Consider the following 21,828-nt stretch of genomic DNA (forward strand, 5'->3'; position numbering starts at 1 on the left):
GCAACTGTAACTCATGACAAAAAATCTGGAAAAGAGTCGTTTACAGCTAAAGATCACCGGCATCGTTCAAGGTGTCGGTTTTCGTCCTTTTGTATATCGGTTAGCCCATGAGCTCAATCTAACCGGAACCGTACTGAATAATAGTGAAGGAGTGACAATTGAGGCTCAGGGGCGCCCTGCTGAACTTGCTTTGTTTGAAGCTGCGTTTAGCAACCAAGCGCCTCCACTCGCGCGTATTGACAATATTAATGTCACCCCGCTGCCGGTTATCGATGACTGCGATCTGTTTAGTATCGTTCATAGTGAAAAAGAGAGTCTTGCCGTTGTTGCCGTATCATCTGACAAATGCACCTGCGAAGACTGTTTTAAAGATATCAACGATATTAATAACCGCCACTTTCGATACCCGTTCACCAATTGCACTAATTGTGGACCTAGGTATTCCCTGATCAATGCCCTGCCTTATGATAGACCTAATACTGCGATGGCTGATTTTGACATGTGCCCCGACTGTGAGCGTGCTTATTTAGACCCGATGGACAGGCGTTACCACGCACAACCTGTGAGCTGCCCCAAGTGCGGCCCTCAATTGAGCTTCAAAAGTGCCGATCTGACTCTGCTCAGTAGTAAAGAGACTGCCCTTGAGGATGCGATTAATTCTCTCATCGAAGGTAAAATATTAGCCATTAAAGGCATTGGTGGCTTTCATCTAGTCTGTGATGCCACTAACAATCAGAGTGTTGAACTGTTACGACAGCGCAAGAATCGCCCAGCGAAACCGTTTGCGGTAATGGTTGAAAATATCGACGCCGCTAAGAGACTCGTTACAGGTAACACGGCTGAATGGCAGGTCCTAAGCAGCGCCGAGCGCCCTATTACCTTGATGCGCAAAATCGATGCTCACGATGTCGAGCCATCGCTAAGTGATCTTGTTGCACCTCAGATAGACAGACTCGGGATCTTCCTGCCTTATACGCCTTTGCACCAACTCTTACTAAATGGGGTTAAACGTCCCTTAGTCATGACCAGTGCAAACCTCTCGGGTGAACCAATCATCACCGATAGCGTGGCAATTAATTGCAAGCTGGCTAATGTCATCGATAATATTCTCGATCACAACCGTCCGATATTGAATGGCTGTGACGACAGTGTCGTGCAAGTCATAAATGACAAACTACAGGTACTACGTTTAGCAAGGGGGTACGCGCCGCTATCTTTCTATAGCGAGCAGCCACTGGAAGAAAGCATTCTTGCGCTGGGTGCCCAACAGAAAAACAGTATCTGTTTTGGTATTGAGCACAACCTATTCCTAAGCCCTCATATTGGCGATCTGGTGTCAATTGAAGCCGAGGAGTATTTCCACCATACACTCAATACGTTCTCAAGACTTTATGGGTTTAAGGCCAGTCAATTAGTCCATGATAGCCACCCAGATTATGCAACGAGTAGGTGGGCCTTGTCGCAAGCCATTAACAATACTAGTTCGGTGCAACATCACTACGCACATGTTTTGAGCGTCATGGCCGCAAACAAGATCACCACGCCCGTACTGGGTTTTAGTTTTGATGGTACAGGGTTAGGCGATGACGATACGCTTTGGGGCGGAGAACTGTTGCGCTGTGATGTTCACCAATATCAGCGTCTTTCCCACTTGAGTACCTTTGCATTGATTGGTGGCGAACAAGCTATCAAGCAACCAGTTAGAATTTTACTGTCTATTTTGCTTGAAAAACATTCACCAGAAGTAATCTATAAGCTCGATATTCCTGCGTTAAAGGCACTATCACCGACGATGTTTACTAACCTAGTTAAGCTTTGGCAAACGAATACGAGTATTAAAACGTCATCGATTGGAAGATTGTTTGATGCAGTAGCTGTTGCTCTTGGGATGATTAGTGATACTCAGTATGAAGGACAAGCCGGGATCTTAATTGAAACCGCAGCCAACTCACTGAGCTCAGCTTCTGAACTGAATCATTTTGATGGCCAATTTAAGCTTCAACCGCTACTTTGCCCGGCCCCAGAAACAATAGCTGAGCACCATGAGCCCATTAGGTTTGATATAAAGCAGTCAAACGGCCAATGGGATAGCTCAGAACTGCTAGGGCAAATTGTAGAGCAAATTACCCTGATGCCGCTCACGCCTCTTCGTGCAGCACTCATTGCCAAAGCGTTTATGGACGCTCTGTGCAATTTGGTCTGTGAATGTGCCAAGGATCATCTTGATACCCCTATCGTACTTTGCGGCGGAGTATTTCAAAATCGATATCTACTTGAGCGTTGTGAGAAACAACTTAACGCACAGGGCAATCAGCTACTTTCGAGCAACAAGGTGCCGATAAACGATGCTGGCATTGCACTCGGCCAACTGTGGTATGCAATGCACGACAAACATGTGTGACAGGCATCACCCAACAACAAACACAAATCTGATTTGCATCAAGGCCACAACTGTCGGCCTAGTTGACAATTAACTTAAACAAAAATAACGGAGTTACCTATGTGCCAAGACTGTGGTTGTTCGATCACTCGTCATGATCATCTTTTAAGTTCAGGTCATTCGCATTCTAAAATTGACGATAATATCGCTACAAACCCTCAACTCAATGACAAAAAGACCCTTTCCATCATTCATAAGATTCTAGATAAAAATGATATTGAAGCGCAGCATAATCGCGCACACTTTGAAGCAAAGGGGATCACCGCATTTAACCTAATGAGTAGCCCAGGTAGCGGTAAGACAACTCTACTGGAGCATTTACATCAATACACGCCACTTAAGTATGCTGTTATTGAGGGCGATCTCGAAACTTCTAGAGACGCTGACAGACTCATCGCCAAAGGCATCGATGCGTATCAAATCCAAACTGGAGCGGCCTGCCACTTGGATGCATTCATGGTTCACAGTGCCCTTCACCACATTAACTTAGACCCTCTGGATATCTGCTTTGTCGAGAACGTTGGTAACTTAGTCTGCCCGGCGAGTTATGATGTTGGTACCCATAAGAATATCGTTTTGTTATCTGTACCTGAAGGGGATGACAAAATTGAGAAGTATCCTGTCATGTTCCGCCGTGCTGATTTGGTACTCATAACAAAGTCAGATCTCATGCCCTATTTTGACTTTAGCATGGAAGAATCCCGTGCTCAGCTCAAGAAGCTTAATCCGAATGTTGAGCTGATTGAAATATCAGTTAAAGATCCTCAATCATTAGCCAAAGTTGCCGATTGGCTACTGCAACATACCGGAGCCTCTGCCTAATGTGTCTTTCGATTCCATCACAAGTTGTTGCACTACATGAAGACGAGCAAGCGGTAACCGTCGATACTATGGGTGTCAAACGTAAGGTCAGCAGTCATCTAATGGCCGATGCATTAGAAATAGGTGACTATGTGCTGATCCATATCGGTTTCGTTATGAACAAAATTGATAAAGCCGATGCCATGGAAAGTTTGGCTCTATATCGAGAGATTGTTGAAAAACTCGAGCAAGAACAGCAGGAGTCTTAATGATAGCCCTAACTGAGCTTTACAAAGGATTCAGAGATCCTGAAGTCATTCGCTCTTTAGCGAAAGAGATTGCCACCTACGCAAGTTTGATTGACGGTAATGTTAATATTATGGAGGTCTGCGGCGGACACACCCATACCATCATGAAATATGGTTTAAACCAATTATTGCCCGATAATATCGACTTTATCCATGGTCCAGGCTGCCCAGTTTGCATCATGCCTAAAGAGCGTATCGATCATGCTGCCGCTCTGGCAAATTTACCAGGTATCATTTTGGTAACGCTAGGCGACATGATCCGTGTTCCTGGCTCTAAAGGCAGTTTAGCTAACTATCGTGCAAATGGCTGTGATATCAGGCCTATCTATGATCCTCTCGATACCTTACAGATCGCTATCGATAACCCTGACAAAACCATTGTTTTCTTTGCGATAGGTTTCGAAACTTCTACTCCTATGACCGCGGTACTTATCGATCAAGCTGAAAAGCGTGATATAAAAAATCTAGTATTTCATATCAACCATGTACTCGTTCCTCCCGCGATTGATGCTGTGATGGCCGATCCCAAAGCCAAGGTCAATGCCTTTATTGGGCCAGCACATGTAAGCGTGATTAGTGGCGCAAAGGTCTACCGCCCTGCGGTGACCAATTACAATACTCCTGTCGTCATATCTGGCTTCGAGCCAGTGGATGTAATGCAGTCAATCTTGATGATTGTTAAGCAAAAAGCGGCAGCAAAGGCCGAGCTCGAAAACCAGTATAGCCGTTCGGTTTCAGAAGAGGGCAATCTTACAGCCCAAGCGTTGGTGAACCAATACCTTAAAGTGAGAGAGCATTTCCGTTGGCGGGGTCTTGGCCCAATCCCCTCTTCTGCGTTAATGCTAAGAGATGAGTATGCCCATAGAGATGCCGAACGTGTTTTTGCTGAGCATCTTCCAAATGAAGAAATTGACGACCATAAAGCCTGTCAATGTGGTGATATTCTCAGAGGCTTATGCAAACCCAAAGACTGCAAGGTGTTTGGCCGAGGATGTACGCCAGAAACACCATTAGGTAGCTGTATGGTTAGCTCTGAAGGTGCTTGCAACGCATACTATCGCTATAACGGAGTCACAGAATGAATCAAATTAACTCGCGCAAAGTCGTGCAGCTCAGTCATGGCGGTGGCGGTAAAGAGATGAACCACCTGATTAAGGACCTGTTCTTTAAGGCTTTCGATAATCCCATTTTACGTAACGAAGAAGATGCCGCTGTTTTGCATTTTAACGGCGATGTCGCCTTTACTACCGACTCCTTTACCGTAGCGCCGTTATTTTTCTCTGGTGGCGACATCGGTAAGCTTTCCATAGCGGGTACCGTTAATGACTTAGCGATGATGGCCGCAGAACCACAATATCTCAGCTGCAGCTTTATCATCGAAGAGGGCTTTGAGATTGCCAAGTTAAAAACCATCGTCGAAAGCATGGCCAAGGAGCTGAAACAGTCCGGCGCTCGTATCGTGTGTGGAGACACTAAAGTTGTGCCCCGTGGCTGCGCAGATGGCCTCTTCATCAATACTTCTGGGGTTGGCCGTATTCTTCGTAAAGGGATCTCGGTAAAAAACTTAGCTTGCGACGATGTCATCATAGTATCTCGTGACATCGGCCGCCACGGCGCGGCAATTTTGATGGCGAGAGAGGGCTTGGCACTCGACTCTGAGCTAACCAGTGACTGCGCGACACTATGGCCGATAGTCGAACAGCTTATTGCTGCAAACATTGAAATCCATGCGATGCGCGACGCTACCCGTGGTGGACTCTCTGCGGTTCTCAATGAGTGGGCGCAGGCATCTGATGTCGAAATCAATGTTCATGAGGAAGCGATCCCTGTTTGCGATGAAGTGAGAGGTCTCTGTGAGTTATATGGGTTTGAGCCATTTGATCTAGCAAATGAGGGCACCTTTATCCTAGCGGTACCTAAAGAGAGTGCCGATGCTACGCTAGAGATTATGAAGCGCTTCTGTCACTGCGAACAAGCATCTATCATCGGTGATGTAAACGAGAACCGAAAAGGCAAAGTGGTACTCAACACTCCTTGGGGAAGCACTCGTTACTTGGATTTACCTCAGGGTGAATTACTACCGAGGATCTGCTAGTGCATGAGTACTCGATAGTAACCGCATTGATTGAAGAGTGTGAGCGTCATGCCTTTGCTAACAATGCAAGTAAGGTGAGCCGAGTAGAGATAAAGCTTGGGATCCTTAGTGGCGTTGAGCCAGAGTTACTCAGGACGGCTTTTGAAACCTTTAAGTTAGAGGGGATCTGTCGCGAAGCTAATCTCGTGATGAATATCCAGCCATTAGTACTCAGATGTTTGGACTGTGGACAAAGCACAGAACATAGTGAGCGAAGCGTAATTTGCAGCCATTGCCAAAGTGGCCAGACGAAAGTACTCGATGGTGAAGATATGATGTTAATGCAACTCGAGCTAGAGCAAGCCTAGTGACTATAACGGAATAAGCCCTACTATTCATATTGTAGGGCCTATTATTGTTGTTTCTAATAATATCGTTTCTAGATTATTAAGCTTATTATCGCAGCGCTTGATATTGTAGAGTTTTGTTTTGTCATTAACTCTGGGTTAATTCCCCGCTAAATAATCAACAACTAAATAATCAACAACTAAGTAATCAATAACTTGCATGCTGAAATTCATCAGAAATCTCAGCTTTAGCCCTTCTTAAGTTTTTTTGAGCTTGCTCAAAATAGCTGGGTGACATATCGATTGCGCGCTCAAATAACCCTATCGCTTTTTCATACTGCCCCTCAAGCATGAGGAAGTAGCCTAAGTCATTAAGTGCATCAGCCGGAGACATTGTCTGCTCAAACGCGGCGAGCGCACGCTTATAAAAGCCTTTTCGAACATAGACAAGCCCCAAATTTGTCCAGGCTCTATTGAAGCTAGAGTCTTCTCTAATCGCCTGTCTTAAATATTTCTCAGCCATTGTCAGCTCAGCGGTTAAATAATAGGAGTAACCTAAGTTGGTAATAAGTATCGACGAGTGTGGCTGTAACTCTAAAATCAATCTGAAGTAATTTCTGGCTTTTTGGTGATTATTCTCGACATCTTCTAAAATCGCAATGGCGTTATAGACTCTTGCAGGAGACTCTCGGTTAGGCACCAAAAACGCCCCCATATTTTGCTTCTCTTCGAGTAGCGCTAATCTTTTTTGATCTAACTCTATCGCCTTTTCAAGATGTAAGCGCGCTTCTCTATATTGACGCTTATCCATACTAATGACCCCAAGATCTGCATGAGCCATCATCAAGTTAGGATTAAGAACGAGTGCTTCATTATATGCTCTATAGGCAATATCCGGATTGCCCCTTATGGTATGAATGCGCCCAATCTGATAAAAGGTTTCGGCATTTTTAGCGTTAAAATCTAATGCTTGGATATAGGCATACAGTGCCTTTTCAATATTACCAGACTGCTCTTCGGTATGCGCCTTTTGTAGCGCCTCTTCTTCGGTTGTCGGTGCTGAAAAATCTGGAGTAATAGACGATAACGTACCTACATCAAGCAAATCTTGACGCTCCGGAGCCTTTATTGGCGCAGGAGTCTCTTCTGGAGTAGAGCTGCAAGCGGACACTACTGACAATATACTCAGCATAATGCAGGCCCTAATCAATATCATGACAGATCCCACTCCCCGTTTACTTAGCTGCATCCATTCCAGTCTCATAAGCATCCCCTATTCTTATAATGTAGCGCTAAAATGCCTGCCCCCATACTTTCATCACTTTTAGTACAGCAGGCCCTACTGCAACGATAAAAAATGACGGCCAAATACAGCACATCATTGGAAATATCATCTTAACAGCAAGTTTTGCAGCTTGCTCTTCAGCCGCTTGTAGTCGCTTATCACGGTATTCATCTGAAAACACACGTAAAGTTTCTGCGATACCGGTACCTAAACGCATACTCTGTGATATAGCAGAGTTCAGTCCCTTAATATCTTCAAGTCCTGTTCTATCGGTAAACTCCTGTAAGGCAACTTTAATGGTTAACCCCGCCCTCACCTTACTACAAACCAAATCCAACTCACTCGCAAGACTTGGGTGGCTAAATGCTAACTCCCTTGCAACCCTTTGCATTGCTGCCATTAGCCCCAATCCTGCTTCGCAGCAGACAACTAATAAGTCCAGCGCATCCGGAAACCCGACTCTAAGTTGGCGCATTCGCCGATTTGCAAGTGACTGCAACACCATTGACGGAACAATAAACGCACCGCCAATAAAAAGGCAGAATATATAAATCGTCCAAATACCAGAGATCTCAGGAAACAGGTTCAAAATAACTAATGAAATGACAAAACCTAACAAAATAAGCAGTAAACGAGATGCATTAAAAACAGCCAAGGCATTTTCTGAATGAAACCCCGCATGGATCAACAGGCGCCTAGTTTCATGATTAGAAAAGTTGAGGAATGGCTTCTTAGCCATCTCACCCATACCATGTTCCAAAGTGCCAGTGACATCATGTGTCACTTTGGTTCCTTCCGCTGCATTAAGTGATTTCAACCTCTTTCTAATCGGAGAGTACACACCACTAATCAAGTAAGATATTGATATCGCAAGAGTGACCCCAGCAATTGCGGCAACAGAATATATCGCCCACTCAACGTGTTGGGGATCATCAAAAAACTGACCAAATAAACCAATTAGGAAATCCATATTACATATCTATCCTTATTAACTTACTAATCCACATGCCACCGACAAACATACCGATAGCTCCCCAAATAAGCAGTTGATTGCCCTCTTCAGTCCCCGTTAACTCACCAACATAACCAGGTGTTTGAATATAGATCACGGCAAATAACACAAATGGCAGCAAGATAAGGATCCAGGCTGAAAGCCGTCCCTCAGCAGAAAGCGTTCTCACTCTTCGCCTGAACGTAAAGCGTAATCGAATGACTCTTGCCAAGTTATTGATATTTTCGGCTAAATTACCACCCGTTTCTTTTTGTACCATTACAGCACTCGCGAATGCCATCGCAGATACACTAGGAACTCGTTCAATAAAACCCAAAAGTGCTCTTTTCGTATCTTTACTGTAGTTAATGTTAGCGAACATTAAACTAAATTCCTTAGCAAGCGGCCCCTCCATCTCTTCAGTCACTAACTTAATGGCATCGGAAAAGGAGTAACCCGCTTGCAGTGCTCGCCTCAACACATCCAAAGCATCCGGAAAGCTCTCCTCAATCTTTTCCATGCGTTTTGCCGTATCGCGATTTAGCTTGAAGTTAAAGATAAATAGTGTGACCACAAACATAAATCCGGCAGCGATCTGTTCGCCCAAATAGAACCACACCACCGAAGCGACTATCGATGCCGAAAAGAGAGCCAGAAAAATGAATTGGTGGCCCATGAGCTTGTAGTCTGCTAATTCTAGGCGATAACTTAAGTTTTCTATCAACTGAAAGCGCTCTAACCAGCGCCCAATGGGTCCAAGTTTTCCTAAGCGGCTCTTACGCAGTAATGATGTCTCATAAGTTATATCGCCTGATGCTTCTGAAAGCTTTTTGAGGCGCTTGCGTACCAAAGCACTGTTTGCTCTTTGGGGGCTATAGACTGGTAGAAACAGGGCTTGTGATAAAAAAAGCACCGCAACAAAAACCAGTCCTAGGAAGATAACTTGGTTAGAAAACATGTCTACGCTCCCTAAAATTCAGCAAATGGATCGCCACAGTTGAAAAGATGATATGGAAGTTCAATACCGTGTTGCTTTAACTTCGCATGGAAGCCAGGTATGACTCCTGTCGCCTCAAAGTCTCCGATAATCATCCCCTCCTCATTTATTCCTTTTCGGCTAAAGCGGAATATTTCAGACATAGTGATAATGTCACCCTCCATGCCATTAATTTCTTGGATACTTGTGACTCTTCTGCGGCCGTCTTCTTGGCGCTCTAACTGCACCACTAGATCAATTGCAGATGCAATCTGGGTTCGAATATTGCTTACTGGCATGTCAAAGCCCGCCATACAAACCATATACTCAAGCCTGCCAAGCGCATCTCTTGGGCTATTAGCATGTAAGGTTGTTAATGAGCCCTCATGACCCGTGTTCATTGCGGTAAGCATATCTAAGGCTTCACCACCACGAACCTCACCAATCACAATTCTATCCGGTCTCATTCTCAAGCAATTTTTAACCAAATCTCGTTGAGAAACCTCCCCCTTACCTTCAATATTTTGTGGTCGAGTTTCTAACCTAACGGTATGGGGTTGCTGTAGTTGGAGTTCGGCGGAGTCCTCAATAGTAACAATTCGTTCATCACTAGGAATAAAACCCGATAGCATATTTAACAGGGTTGTTTTACCACTACCCGTTCCACCTGATACCAAAATATTTAGCTTTCCCTTAACGCTCCCTTTAAGCAGCTCAATCATTGACTCTGTCACCGAACCAATATCTATAAGCTGTCTGGCGTTAAGTTTATCGACTGCGAACCGTCTGATCGAAAGGGAAGGACCGTCTAAGGCGAGTGGAGGTATAATGGCGTTCACACGCGATCCATCTGCAAGTCTTGCATCGACCATAGGTGATGATTCGTCTATTCGCCGACCAACACTAGAGACGATTCGGTCTATGATGTTTAGAAGGTGAGCATTACTGTGAAACTTGATATTAACCGCTTCTAGCTTGCCCTTTCGCTCGATATAAACCCTATCATATGAGTTTACGAGAATATCCGAAATTGATGGATCTGATAAGAGAGTTTCTAGAGGTCCCAATCCAAGTACTTCATCGATAATAAGACCTATAAGGCGCTTTCTTGTAGAAAGGTTAATAGGTAAATTTAACCCATTTAAGATCTGTTCACATATCTCACTTATTTGGACTTGAGCTTGGTCTTTTGATACTGTCTCAATAAGAGAGAGATCCATCATGCTCAATAATTTATCGTAAAGGGTAACCTTAATGTCCTGCTCATCTTGAGTTAATGGCTGGAAATCATTAATTGTGTTAATTTCTTTTCTAATTTCCATATTAGTTTCCTAAAAGACGCTTCCAAAAAGTTGTTCCAGTTTTATCTTGCTCGCTACTAATGGGTAGAAACTTATCAGCTAAAAAACGCACATCGGTGACTATCTTTTGTTTCCTTGCAACTTCAGTCAGGGGCTTACCAAGATCTACACACTCGTTTGATAACTTATAATCGTTGATGACGGTACTTATACTTGATATACCTAACGCCTCTTTAATATCTGATAACTTTATATTGGAGTTTTTGTTATATCGATTAACAACCAAGTTAATTTGCTCTGAAGCAATACCCATATTTTTAGTCAATTGAAAAATTAAATCTTTGGTTTGACGCAAGTGCATTATATTCTGTTGAGTAACGATCAATATCGTCGCATTCAATAATAGATCACAATTCCAATCTTCAGGGCCTCTAGAAAAGTCTAAAATAACCTGTTTATAAAACTGACGGTATTTCCAAATAAGTTCTTTAATGCGGTTAAAGTCAACCTCTTCGTCTAGAGTCAGAAGCTCAAAAGGTTTTGCCGCGAGAAGGCTCAAGTTTCCATTCTTAGTCATCGTGCTTTTTAGCGCGATCTCATCGAGGTCTTCAATCGTACCAAGCACATCACAAATCGAGTATTTAGCGTCGCACCCAAGAATATGTGCCAATGTACCATGGTGAAGATCCATATCTAATAGTGCGAGATCGCTGCCTTCTCTTTGAGAGACGACATCAGCTAAGCTTGCGGATAGAAAGCTTGCTCCCGAGCCTGCCTTACCATTTATAATAGCAACTACAGGTGCCAAATCAGCATTCTTTACAAGACGGTTAGATACTTTTTCCAAAGAGCTAAATAGTTCATTTGACTGCGAACTTGAAGGGATAAAGTCACTGACATCATATTGAAATGCCAATCTTAAAATATTCTGTGGAGTATCGTGGCCTACCAATATAATGTCGCAATCGAAATTAGCTGCATATGCTAACGCTTTCTCTGCCTCGACCTCTTCAGAGGGGAGTACCAATAACACGAGGTTGAAGTTACTTTTATCTTTTACTAAATGCTGATCTTCATATGACGCAGACTGCCACTTTAGATTTTCGAACTGGTTTAGGCTTTCACTTAACCAACTAAGCGACTGATGACCACAACTTGCCACAATCGCCTGCACAGGAAACGCTAGACAAAAAGACATAGGTGATTCTTGGTTATTATTCGAGACACATAGCTCAAGCGGTTTATCCATTGCGCACCTACCTCCCTTTTTAATACAGCTATATTTACTATAGACAACATTCCTTAAGCTATTTGATTATTTACCTATTGATTGAAAAAGAATTAACTACAATCAGATGTTCCTCCCTTGAAAACACCCAAACTCTCTCTAGGCAAAGTTGCAGAAAAGGTAGGAGAATTGAGGGTCTGAGTAAGACCAGGAACTAAGAATTGATGCTGGTAATTTGTAACTTCTGCTCTCACTAGCCTAATAAAACCGCGGTCATTAACCAAGTCTTCGATAACTGTTCCATCTAGCCTGAGGTAACTTATTATCAAATTATCATTTGTTAAATTAGGGACTAAGTTCGCGCCGTTAAATAATGCTTGAGAGTGAATGTCGCTACTCACTTGACATACCACAGCAATCCTTGCTGCGCGACGTGCAGCTTCATGTAATACATTATAGGTATATAATAATCTGCCCACTTCGATTGCAGAAAAAAGCACTAAAAAAAACACACTCGCAACGATAGAAAACTCAATAGCATAAACCCCTCTAATATGCTTCATATAGCCCTCACCGCGTACGTTGAATTTAAGCTAAAACTAAGGTCAACACCGTCTCCCAAGCCTAACCCTGATAGCCTGTCAAAAAAGATAGGCGTCCAATCATAATCGACGGAAATAACTAAAATGCCACTATCTATAGGAAGCTCTGAGATTGAAACATCGGTAATGTCAATGCCAGACAGTAGCGGTGTAGCACCTGTATTAGCACCGTAGACCAATAGGTTGGTTGTATCAGAAATACAGTAATCACAATTTTCGTCAATTAAAACCGAGGGTACGCCATTACTGGTTGTGATTATGGTTTGGGATAAGTGACGGCCAGCATCTCGGATCATTCTTGTTAACTGGCTATACTGATAGATCCCTCGTCCTAACTCTGCTGTAAATAATATCAAAACTAAAAACAAGGGTAAGACAATCGTAAATTCGATAGCCGCAATCCCCTTTTGCTTCATGACATATAACTGATTATTCATGTTCATTCACCTAAGAGTCTGGACTATCAGGATCCCAATATAGGACAATCGTTGAACTATCCCCAACATAGTCAGGGTCAAGTGAAGCTAATCCACTGTTGGAGCAAGTATTTAGAAATTCGCCTACGATATAAGAGTCTTGTCCTGTTCCCCCGACTTTCTGTGTCAAGAAGAAACAAGCCGTACCCAAAATCGTTATGTCGTAAGTACCGTTTGCATCAGGATCACAAATTCCTACTACTACCTCTAACTCCCTTCGCAGCTCCATTGCATTGGGGTCATCTGTCGTTTCACAGTTTTGGGGGCTATCAGAATGGTTAGCAGCATCATAATCTGACCAACGATACGCCCCCGCTATCGAGTCAGGAGCGATAGCAGTTTGCATTACTGGTTTGCCATTTTCATCAAACAGAAGGTTTTCATCATCATCCATAGCTTGAACTTCTTCGACTGTTACAGGCGTGCCTTCACAGATATTAAAATCTCTTGGGTTATCTTCGCTGTTTGTTCCCGCAGGCCCCCAATCACCAAAGCGGGTATTCATTCCTTGTGCGGCCGGTCCAACCGTGCCCCCTGTTTTAGTCGTTGCCACGGTACCTTCACTAACACATTGATCTGGTGAGTAATTCCCCGAGAATGCGTCCCTTAGATCACTTCCTCCGCGGTCACCATCTAGGCTTATCAGCTGAAAGTTACCCGAACCATTAGCACTCGGCTGACCGGCCCCAACCTTCATAAGATGCAGCCCATCGGCTAACCCATAGTTATCTTCTGCCGTCGAACCTTCCTTTCCACATACCAGAAGCGGCAATATTTTATTCACACAGGCAAGATCCTGACTGCGTCCAGCTACGGCCGATGCTCGAATTTCTTTATCAAAATTGAGAATATCGGCTAAAAAATTTGACAACTTTACATTTTCAACTCTCACTCGAACATACTCACTCCCTTCTGCAAGTATTGGATTAAATGGATCGGGGAGTTCAGAAAATTCGACCTGTAAGCGTGGTGTAACTTGAGTGTTGTTGAAGTCGGGACTAGACAAGGATACAGAGGTATTGAGCTCGCCATTTTCAGTAAAGGAAAGGTTTTGAAGCAATATAGTGTACGCCGCTTCTCTGGCTTCTAAGAGTGTCGCCCCCTCTTGTAATTCTTTTGCCGCATTTAACGCTGCGGCATCGACTGCATTTTGTAAACGGCCTTTACTCAACAGCATATGGCCACCATCTAACGCTAAGGCAGCAAAAGCAATAACGGCAAAAATACCTATAGTAAACATCACCAAGATCGCCCCAGATTGACGACCTATTGAAGATAAACCTCGACTCACGTAATAATGACTTTTAGACATCATAACCTCACATGTCTGCTCTAATTTCTGCCCGAACCTGAGCTCGAGCTACTCGCTTTGGTTGACCCCATGTTTTTGGAAGACTTAGGTTCAACACTACTTTTCCGATATGACTGCATAACCGCTTCACCATAAGTACCATCGAGATTAAGTATGATACCGTCGTTACGTTCCGCAGCTTCGGGATCTAAGATTTGGACTTGCTTAATCTGGTAGTGACTCTCCCCCATAGGAAAGTCATTGATTTTTGTGCATCCTGTTAAACTCAAAATTGTGATAGAAAAGACAACAAAACAATTATAAAACGAACCTTTAGCGTCATATCTCATGAGCCTTACTCCTAACTTTAAAGTGAATGACCATATTTTTGTTGAGTACCTGTGTCATCTAGTTTTGTTTTTGACTCAACAGGCTCATAAGGAGTATCACTGGTGTCATCTGTATTTTCTTTATGGGACAGTTTACCTAGCAGGTAAAATTCAACATCTGACGGTAGAACAAAACCATCAGTAGGCAACGAAATATCTTTGCGATTAAATGCCCGAACAAGCCTAGGCGTGACTAGGATAACCAACTCACTCTGACCACTTTGAAAGCTTTTGCTGGTAAATAACTGACCTAATACTGGTACATCTCCTAATCCCGGCAACTTATCGATATTTTCTCGTAATGTGTCACTAATCAAACCGCTAATGGCGATAGTTTGCCCATCGGCCAACTCAACCGTTGTTGCAGTGCTTCTTTTTACCAGTGACGGCACAACCAATGAGGTTGAAGTATTACCGGAGATTGAAAAACCATTGGCGGTACTAATCTCACTAACCACTACATTTAGATTCAAATTAATTTGCCCAGAGTCGAGAACTGTTGGCACAAATTTTACACCTACACCGTAGTCTCTGTATTCGATGGTTGTATTGCCATTTTCACCTGGCACTGGGATTGGAAATTCCCCACCTGAAAGAAACTCGGCAGACTGACCGCTCATAGCTGTAACATTAGGCTCAGCTAATACTTTAGCTAATCCATTTTGTTTAGCGACATCTAAGGCAAAGTTCATCATTAAGTCACCGTTAATGTACTGTGCAAATAAACCTTTTCCGTCGACTCCACCAATACTTCCAGGATCAAAGCCTCCACCGCCACCAATAACACCACCTGATAAGTTAGAGCCTTGATTGAAAATCAAAAACTTTGAATCAAATTGTCTCGCTACGTTTCTTTGAACCTCTGCGACAACCACTTCGAGCATGACTTGGTGATCGCCACCTATAGTCATCATATTTAACACTTTACTTGGAGCACGATCTCCTGCGGCGGCTTCTGCATAACCCTGCGCAAGCTCAACGGCAGTATTCATTTTCTGTAAATTAGAAGCTTGGCCACTTAATAAAAGTTGCCCTTGAGAGGTCTGAACGCCCAACTTTTCAGTTGGAAGAAACTGATGCAGCCTTGTCTTTAATCCGTTTAAGTCATGAGTCACTTCAATATCCATAATTCTTGCAAGCTGCTCATTCTTGTCCCAAATCATGATATTAGTGCTACCTAATTGTTTTCCCAAAATGTACAGTTCGTCATTAGGAAGTAACTTAATATCGGCAATACTCGGATTACCCACAGACACCCTATGTATAGGCCCATTGAGCATAAGTACTCTTGACTTAAATATAGGGATTCGCTGAATATCATTTCTTGCTCCTGGCGTAGGACCACCGGCATACGCGATTGATACCTGCAACATTGTTAACAAACAAACAATTGAACAGTGACGAAGGAATGACATGTTATTCTCCTTAAAACATGAATCTAAATGCTTGTTATCAACTACTTGTTAGTTTTTTACTTTTATCTCTTGTTCACTCATGCCTTTAAGCAGAAATACTTTTTTTGTGCCAGATGCTGAAACACTTGCTACGCGTACGGCTTCAACGGGTTGGATATTCTCGCTTATCTCAACCTCGTCTTCATCAGGCTCATCTATTTCTGCAAGCTCTATCACCGCTGTATCGTTGGGATTTCGTAAGGCCAATTGCAACGAGCCTCGACTCTTTGCAATCATTAGCACCTCCGCCTGCTCTAAACTAAGCTCTAGCGTAACGGCACGAACCAAGACAGGTTTATTCTCATCATTTGATGCTTTTTGGTCGATAGCTAAGATTTTTACGTTAGAAAGAACGATGTCTGTTTTAAGGCCGCTGCTCTTAAATATGTTGATAATATCTACCCTATTTCCTGGTAGAAGAAAGCCTGCAACACCTACAACATCGTTCACCCTTATCGTGACAGCACGCATAGTGGGCGTGATCAAGCTCGCCAATGTGCTTCCCTCTCCTTTGGGGGTTAATCGCTCTTTACGCAACACCTCTCCCTGATAAAGTCGGTGTTTAACCACTTGACCTTCCGCTTCGGTAATATCGGTAATTGCACCTTTAGGAACAAGGTTTTCTGGCACGGGAGTTAAAGCAAGGTGTTTCCTTTCAATAATGGTTCCTAGAGGTACCTCTGTAACCATAGTAATGACATTGGAAGTCGTTCCTACCGTTTCTGTTTGCGTGTTTGATTTAAGCCAGCTTTGCGCAAGATAAACAGCCGTAACACCAAATACTAATGATAAAATGACAAATAGGACGGTTTTGTTATTCATTTGTCGCTCCTAATCAAAATTCGTAAAATATTTTAGACAAAATATATCGACCATGCTGAGTCAACCAAAGACGGAGTGATTACGGGTTCAAACTCCATAAAGCTGATTTGATCAGACATTATTCCCAGTAAGTCTCGTGGATAACATGGAATTAATGGTTTCTCATAGCGCTTGTGATATTCCTCTAAAAGATATTGAAAAACTTCTTCGGTACAGCTTAAGTCTAGATCCTCACAGACTTGAAACCATATCTTTCTATATAGCTCTTCATCCAAGGCATCGAAGTGAATTTTATATCCAAGACGTCTTAAAAACGCCTCATCTACAAGCTCTTTAGGATTAAGGTTAGTAGAAAACAGAAGAATAAGTTCGAAAGGAATTTCAAAATGCTCACCCGATTGAAGACTTAAAAAGTCTCTGCGCTCTTCCATAGGAATAATCCAACGGTTAAACAACTGCTTAGCACTAATTTTCTGCCTACCTAAATCATCTAATAATAATATTCCGTTGTTTGCTTTTAACTGAAGTGGTGCCATGTAAGTTCGACTATGACTATCAAATTGAACCTCTAACATCTCTGCAGTTAATTCTCCTCCGGTGATCCGTAAAGGCCTTTCACACTTAATCCATCTGGGATCATGCCCTTCCGATAATCTAAGGCTGCTAGTTTCATTCCCCACCCCAACCTTGTGGTGTAACTCGGGGTCGTAAACTTGAATCACCTCATTACCTATCGCAATCGCATATGGGATGAGTACGCTATCGCCTAAGGTTAAATTTAAATGGCGACACAAATAGCTTTTACCGGTACCAGGAGGCCCATAAATAAGTACAGGTCTACTGGAGTTCATTGCGGGTCCAATTTTAAACAGTAGGTCTTTAGGCAATACTAAGGCGGATAAGCCTGCTTCGAGCATTTCAAACGTAATCGCCTTAGCCCTGCTCGACTGCTTTTTACAAATATTTGCGTACTGTTTTAATGGCACAGGAGCTAACCCCAAATAACCATTTCTCGACAAAGCCTGTTTAGCATGGTGCTCACCGCCGGAGCTAAGAGCGTAACGCATTTGGCCATCAGAAGTTGTTTGCCTATTTTCGACCCAAGCTAGGGCTTTTGCGGTATCTAATAAATGCTGAATGATGCCACCCGTCACGCCAATCAAGCTAACAAGTTGCTCCTTAGTTAGCACACCTGCAGACAAAAGGTGTTTGGCCACCAAGTCGAGGAGTAAGGCCTCCGAAACACCTGTTTCTTTGATTGTTTTAGGGCGTGGTGCGAGTAGCGACTCCGTTTGCAGAACAGGGCCATTTTGAGTCATAGATTCAGGAACCTGCTCCTTTCTAGTTATATTCATGCCGCATATCCTAAGAAAATAGAGAGTGACTAACAGAAGTGTATAAATGCGTAATATCTTGGTTTAATGAGCATGCCCATACCCAACCAATTGCTAATGCGGGTGCATAAGGCACTCTTTGACCAGCAGCCTCCCCTTCTTCAGGCTTAAAATACGTTCTTAAATAGAAGCAATCCCAATATCTTTTAAATGTTTTAATACACCCTGAAAATCCTGATTTCCAAATTATGAGTAAAATACTGGTTACAGCTCCAGCAATAATGCCATAGGCGATACTCCAGGCTAGGAGCTGAGGCCCCATTAACGCGCCAATCCCCATCATTAGCTTAATATCACCAGCACCCAATATTTTAAAAATAAAGGTTGGAAATAAAATAATAAACGCAAGACTAAAACCAATAAATGAGATCATTAACCCACTCAAGTGGGCAAAATAGCCATTGACCAAAAAACCACAAAAAATTGCAAATAAGCACAGCCAATTAGGTATTTTCTCCCTTGTTAAATCCACAACAATCGCTAATATAAAAAATACGCCAGCGATGACAACTTGAAGTAACAATTGATAATCAGCCATATTATTCCCTTAACTTTCATCAAAAGATTACTCACCTAAAGTGAGCAATCTTCAATCTGATTGCTCTTCCAAAGTCTAAGGAGCTGTACAGTCTGTGCTCGCACCATTAACCGCTGAAGCTAAACAATCAATTTTAGCTGTAGCATTGTCACCTAAAGTATTAAACGCCGCGATCATGCCGCCAACAACCAATCCACCAGCGATGGCATACTCAACTGCGGTTAAACCGCTTTCATCTTCGATAAACTCTTTTAGTAAACTTTTGATATCCATAATATTATCCACCTATGTTCGTCCAGTCTCAAAAAAGCTAAAACAAGTTCGGCTACAAACGCAAAATTTTGTTCATTGCTAAGTAACGCTGTATATAAAGGTAGCAAAGGCCTAGTTAACTCTCCATGTGGAATAATTTATTGGTCTACTTATTAGTTATATTCACCAAATTAAGATTTATCAAACATAAAAAGTATGACTCAATTTATGTCACCAGCTCACCATTTGACATAGAATATATTTGAATACTCACGTATTCTAGACGGAAAAATACCGGAAGAGATTGGACAAAATAACATTAGTGGTATTCAATCATTTGCTTTTACACATTATTGAAAAGTAAACATACTGTAAAATCAGGCCATTTTATTATTCCATATTGATTTCTTATAACCGTCGTTACAGCAGAAAAACTAAGGGCTTGGTAGATTATTTGTTAGCGATGAGAATTTTATAAGAATTAAAATAGTTCCAAAACTAAATAAGCACTCATTTATTAGAATCCATTTAGTCATTTTGGAATAATCGATAGGGAAAGATAGAGACCTAAAATCTGTCGACCAATTTATACACACTCGATATTTCATATTTAACACCAAATTGCTTCTCTATGTATAACTGAATATCCCCTCCAGTCAACTTCCCCTCTCCTCCATGATTATTTTTATTGTCGACATAACTCTTAAGTTGCAAAAGTTGCTTTTGGTTTAGAATACTTGGTCTACCGCTGTGGGGTTTATCCTTTAACCCCTCTAGCCCATTAGATAGGTAGAGGCTAATCCAACGGTTAACGCTCGTACGGCTGACTTTTAGAAAATCTGCAATTTGGTATCTTGATTTTCCATCTTGAAAATGTAACACAGCCAACAACTTAAGCTTCATTCTGGCGTTCTTCTCTTTGCGTATAAACTTTGCTAACGTTGCATTATCATGACAAAAACTATCCATTTTTCGCTCCTTTGTCCAATATAGTACCTCTTACCTGTAAGCTCCCATCCTTATCAATCCATACAGTTTGATAAATCACATCGATTGAAAGCTGACTCGTGAGACGAAAGTGCCTGGTCTGTTTACTTTTTACTGCGTTTTTAAACTTGAGTCTTGTCTCTGCAGGCTCCTTATTAATTAGATACTGTGCAAAAAGTGCGGGTTGAGAAAGCCTGATACAACCGTGACTTAGAGCTCTATTTTGCCTTTTAAACAGATGCTTACTTGGTGTATCATGCAAAAAAATCGCATCTGAATTAGGGATCGTAAAGCGATACTTCCCCAGCGCATTTTTTGTACCAGGAAGTTGAACAAGTACACTTTTCTTTAACTTGTTTTTTAAACTCTTTGGATCCATCCCAGCCACATTATGGTCAATATGCTTAGTCTCATTACTCTTAAATGCGAAATCATTATTTCTTAGATAATTGGGCTGTTTATCAACGCTTTGAAGAATATCTTGGTAAATAATACTCGCTGGTGGTGTCCAGGATGGGTTCACCGTAATGACACTTATCGTGGTGTTTAACTCAGGCGTTTTACTGGTAGGTTTACCCACAATTACCGGCATAACTAGCTGCTCTACACCGTTTTTTGTAATACGTAAGGTATGATCCATTAGATTAACCAAAACATAATCTTTTGCTTCATCGAACCTTTTCAACCTCTGCTTCAAAGCATTCTGTAGCTGAGCCACTCTTATAGATGGCTCTGTATTAAGCGATAGTAAAGTCTGGGATCCCAACTTGCCATCAACAGCATGGCCATGTCTTCTTTGGAATAATTTTAGGCCCGCTTCAACACTCGGGTCAAAAATGCTCTCGCGGTAGGCTGGTATAGAGTAAGGTGTAATATCTCCAACTTGAGTCAATATCCACCTGAGTTTTGCGACCTCTTTCGTTCTTAAGCCCAACCTTAGTTCCATAGGGGCTACAGTCGGCCATTGATAACGCTCTAACGACCTATAGTGCTTGATTAACTTCCTTAAACTCTGGATGTCCTTACGCTCAACTAAATTCAAGTACTGTTCAACAGATAAGGATTGATGCTCAGAGCTCCCCCAAAAAACTTGCCTATCTAAAAGTCTTGCTAAATTAACCATATTCATTAACTCATTAACACTTTCACCAGCATTAAGGTCGAAAGCTAACGCCCTCAGTTGGCGAGAGGCTTCAGAGTTGCGGGTAATCTCATTAAAAGAGGGTTCCGCACGGACTTGCGCCGGAAAAAGTATTATTAGAAGGCTAATAAGTAGATGGTATACAACCAATTTAAGTCTGCTTAACAAGTGGACTCCTACCTAACACAATAAAAGAATTAACAATCATGAAGCCGAAACAGAATAAAGAATGAGACTAGTCAAAAAACAAAGTCCCAGTTTCAGTGAACAACTAATTTTTAGGTTTAGTACAAAAAATAACGTTTTGGCAAGGTGTTAATGCGATTTTTTTGCCTGCATAAGGCTTTCTATCAAATTTTTGAGGTTAAACTAAGGCTCATAATATATTCAGTTTTTTGGTTATATTCTTCTATACTCAAGTAGTTCTGTACTTGAAACAATCGTCTGTTCATGTTCTAAAAACGAGGAAGAATGTAATGAAACTAGGGGGGCAAGGGCTGAATTTTACATCTGCACTATTAACGATAGGCGTCACTCTTTTACTATTGTTAAACGCTAATGCTATGTATAAGGATTACCTTTTCACCAAAGAAATTAAAACTAGCAACCCGTCAGGCTCAAGTTTAGCAGAACGATATCTTATTCTTGGGGGCTGGCCGGCATCAAAAGAGCATAACTTCGTATCATCAGATATTGATTACCCCATAAGAGCGAGCAGTAACAACGCTTCA

22 protein-coding genes are annotated in these 21,828 nt (G+C 42.2%); 6 read left to right on the forward strand and 16 right to left on the reverse strand.

Annotated features, from left to right (window positions below; translation table 11 throughout):
* Positions 1-13 precede the first annotated feature (13 nt).
* The 6 genes from hypF to SHAL_RS11845 all read left to right on the forward strand — a co-directional run bounded on the left by hypF (position 14) and on the right by SHAL_RS11845 (position 5,991).
* A complete protein-coding gene (hypF, locus tag SHAL_RS11820) occupies positions 14-2,401 on the forward strand; it encodes a carbamoyltransferase HypF (RefSeq protein ID WP_012277354.1) in 2,388 nt (795 codons plus the stop codon).
* A gap of 99 nt (positions 2,402-2,500) precedes the next feature.
* A complete protein-coding gene (gene hypB, locus SHAL_RS11825) occupies positions 2,501-3,262 on the forward strand; it encodes a hydrogenase nickel incorporation protein HypB (RefSeq protein WP_012277355.1) in 762 nt (253 codons plus the stop codon).
* On the forward strand, positions 3,262-3,510 hold the full coding sequence (locus tag SHAL_RS11830) for a HypC/HybG/HupF family hydrogenase formation chaperone (RefSeq protein WP_012277356.1): 249 nt from the start codon (positions 3,262-3,264) through the stop codon (positions 3,508-3,510). Before hypB ends, SHAL_RS11830 begins: the two co-directional genes overlap by 1 nt.
* Positions 3,510-4,631, forward strand: coding sequence for a hydrogenase formation protein HypD (hypD, locus tag SHAL_RS11835; protein WP_012277357.1), 1,122 nt, complete (start codon positions 3,510-3,512; stop codon positions 4,629-4,631). The genes SHAL_RS11830 and hypD overlap by 1 nt, the downstream gene beginning before the upstream one ends.
* Complete coding sequence (gene hypE / locus SHAL_RS11840; RefSeq protein WP_012277358.1) at positions 4,628-5,644, forward strand: hydrogenase expression/formation protein HypE; 1,017 nt, start codon at positions 4,628-4,630, stop codon at positions 5,642-5,644. The genes hypD and hypE overlap by 4 nt, the downstream gene beginning before the upstream one ends.
* Positions 5,644-5,991 (forward strand): hydrogenase maturation nickel metallochaperone HypA/HybF, encoded by a 348-nt coding sequence (locus SHAL_RS11845; protein WP_012277359.1) that lies wholly within the window; start codon positions 5,644-5,646, stop codon positions 5,989-5,991. The genes hypE and SHAL_RS11845 overlap by 1 nt, the downstream gene beginning before the upstream one ends.
* A gap of 187 nt (positions 5,992-6,178) precedes the next feature.
* Here SHAL_RS11845 and SHAL_RS11850 read toward each other — a convergent pair whose 3' ends face one another.
* The 16 genes from SHAL_RS11850 to SHAL_RS11925 all read right to left on the reverse strand — a co-directional run bounded on the left by SHAL_RS11850 (position 6,179) and on the right by SHAL_RS11925 (position 21,265).
* Positions 6,179-7,234, reverse strand: coding sequence for a tetratricopeptide repeat protein (locus SHAL_RS11850; protein ID WP_150102086.1), 1,056 nt, complete (start codon positions 7,232-7,234; stop codon positions 6,179-6,181).
* 28 nt (positions 7,235-7,262) lie between these two features.
* On the reverse strand, positions 7,263-8,225 hold the full coding sequence (locus SHAL_RS11855) for a type II secretion system F family protein (protein ID WP_012277361.1): 963 nt from the start codon (positions 8,223-8,225) through the stop codon (positions 7,263-7,265).
* Between the two features lies 1 nt (position 8,226).
* Positions 8,227-9,204: a type II secretion system F family protein gene (locus tag SHAL_RS11860; protein WP_012277362.1), complete on the reverse strand. Its 978-nt coding sequence runs from the start codon at positions 9,202-9,204 to the stop codon at positions 8,227-8,229.
* A gap of 11 nt (positions 9,205-9,215) precedes the next feature.
* Entirely contained in the window at positions 9,216-10,544 is a 1,329-nt protein-coding gene (locus SHAL_RS11865) for a TadA family conjugal transfer-associated ATPase (RefSeq protein WP_012277363.1), read from the reverse strand.
* 1 nt (position 10,545) lies between these two features.
* Positions 10,546-11,772, reverse strand: a complete 1,227-nt coding sequence (locus tag SHAL_RS11870) for a CpaE/TadZ family protein (RefSeq protein WP_012277364.1) — start codon at positions 11,770-11,772, stop codon at positions 10,546-10,548.
* Between the two features lie 92 nt (positions 11,773-11,864).
* A complete protein-coding gene (locus SHAL_RS11875; protein ID WP_012277365.1) occupies positions 11,865-12,314 on the reverse strand; it encodes a TadE/TadG family type IV pilus assembly protein in 450 nt (149 codons plus the stop codon).
* On the reverse strand, positions 12,311-12,790 hold the full coding sequence (locus SHAL_RS11880; protein ID WP_012277366.1) for a TadE/TadG family type IV pilus assembly protein: 480 nt from the start codon (positions 12,788-12,790) through the stop codon (positions 12,311-12,313). The genes SHAL_RS11875 and SHAL_RS11880 overlap by 4 nt, the downstream gene beginning before the upstream one ends.
* 10 nt (positions 12,791-12,800) lie before the next feature.
* Positions 12,801-14,144 carry a Tad domain-containing protein gene (locus SHAL_RS11885; RefSeq protein ID WP_223296187.1) on the reverse strand — a complete coding sequence of 448 codons (1,344 nt, stop codon included), beginning with the start codon at positions 14,142-14,144 and terminating at the stop codon, positions 12,801-12,803.
* A 17-nt stretch (positions 14,145-14,161) separates the two neighbouring features.
* Positions 14,162-14,371 (reverse strand): hypothetical protein, encoded by a 210-nt coding sequence (locus SHAL_RS11890; protein ID WP_150102087.1) that lies wholly within the window; start codon positions 14,369-14,371, stop codon positions 14,162-14,164.
* Positions 14,372-14,487: 116 nt separating this feature from the next.
* Positions 14,488-15,924, reverse strand: coding sequence for a type II and III secretion system protein family protein (locus SHAL_RS11895; protein ID WP_012277369.1), 1,437 nt, complete (start codon positions 15,922-15,924; stop codon positions 14,488-14,490).
* Between the two features lie 48 nt (positions 15,925-15,972).
* Positions 15,973-16,785, reverse strand: coding sequence for a Flp pilus assembly protein CpaB (gene cpaB, locus SHAL_RS11900; RefSeq protein WP_012277370.1), 813 nt, complete (start codon positions 16,783-16,785; stop codon positions 15,973-15,975).
* A gap of 32 nt (positions 16,786-16,817) precedes the next feature.
* On the reverse strand, positions 16,818-18,140 hold the full coding sequence (locus SHAL_RS11905) for a DUF8689 domain-containing protein (RefSeq protein ID WP_012277371.1): 1,323 nt from the start codon (positions 18,138-18,140) through the stop codon (positions 16,818-16,820).
* Positions 18,141-18,150: 10 nt separating this feature from the next.
* On the reverse strand, positions 18,151-18,717 hold the full coding sequence (locus SHAL_RS11910; protein WP_012277372.1) for an A24 family peptidase: 567 nt from the start codon (positions 18,715-18,717) through the stop codon (positions 18,151-18,153).
* A gap of 75 nt (positions 18,718-18,792) precedes the next feature.
* The gene (locus SHAL_RS11915) at positions 18,793-18,990 is read right to left on the reverse strand and encodes a Flp family type IVb pilin (RefSeq protein ID WP_012277373.1); all 198 of its coding nucleotides are present in this window, start codon (positions 18,988-18,990) and stop codon (positions 18,793-18,795) included.
* Between the two features lie 546 nt (positions 18,991-19,536).
* Positions 19,537-19,938 (reverse strand): helix-turn-helix domain-containing protein, encoded by a 402-nt coding sequence (locus SHAL_RS11920; RefSeq protein ID WP_012277374.1) that lies wholly within the window; start codon positions 19,936-19,938, stop codon positions 19,537-19,539.
* Positions 19,931-21,265 carry a L,D-transpeptidase family protein gene (locus SHAL_RS11925; protein ID WP_012277375.1) on the reverse strand — a complete coding sequence of 445 codons (1,335 nt, stop codon included), beginning with the start codon at positions 21,263-21,265 and terminating at the stop codon, positions 19,931-19,933. Before SHAL_RS11925 ends, SHAL_RS11920 begins: the two co-directional genes overlap by 8 nt.
* Positions 21,266-21,828 lie beyond the last annotated feature (563 nt).

It is taken from the genome of Shewanella halifaxensis HAW-EB4 (assembly GCF_000019185.1).
Taxonomy (GTDB): domain Bacteria; phylum Pseudomonadota; class Gammaproteobacteria; order Enterobacterales; family Shewanellaceae; genus Shewanella; species Shewanella halifaxensis.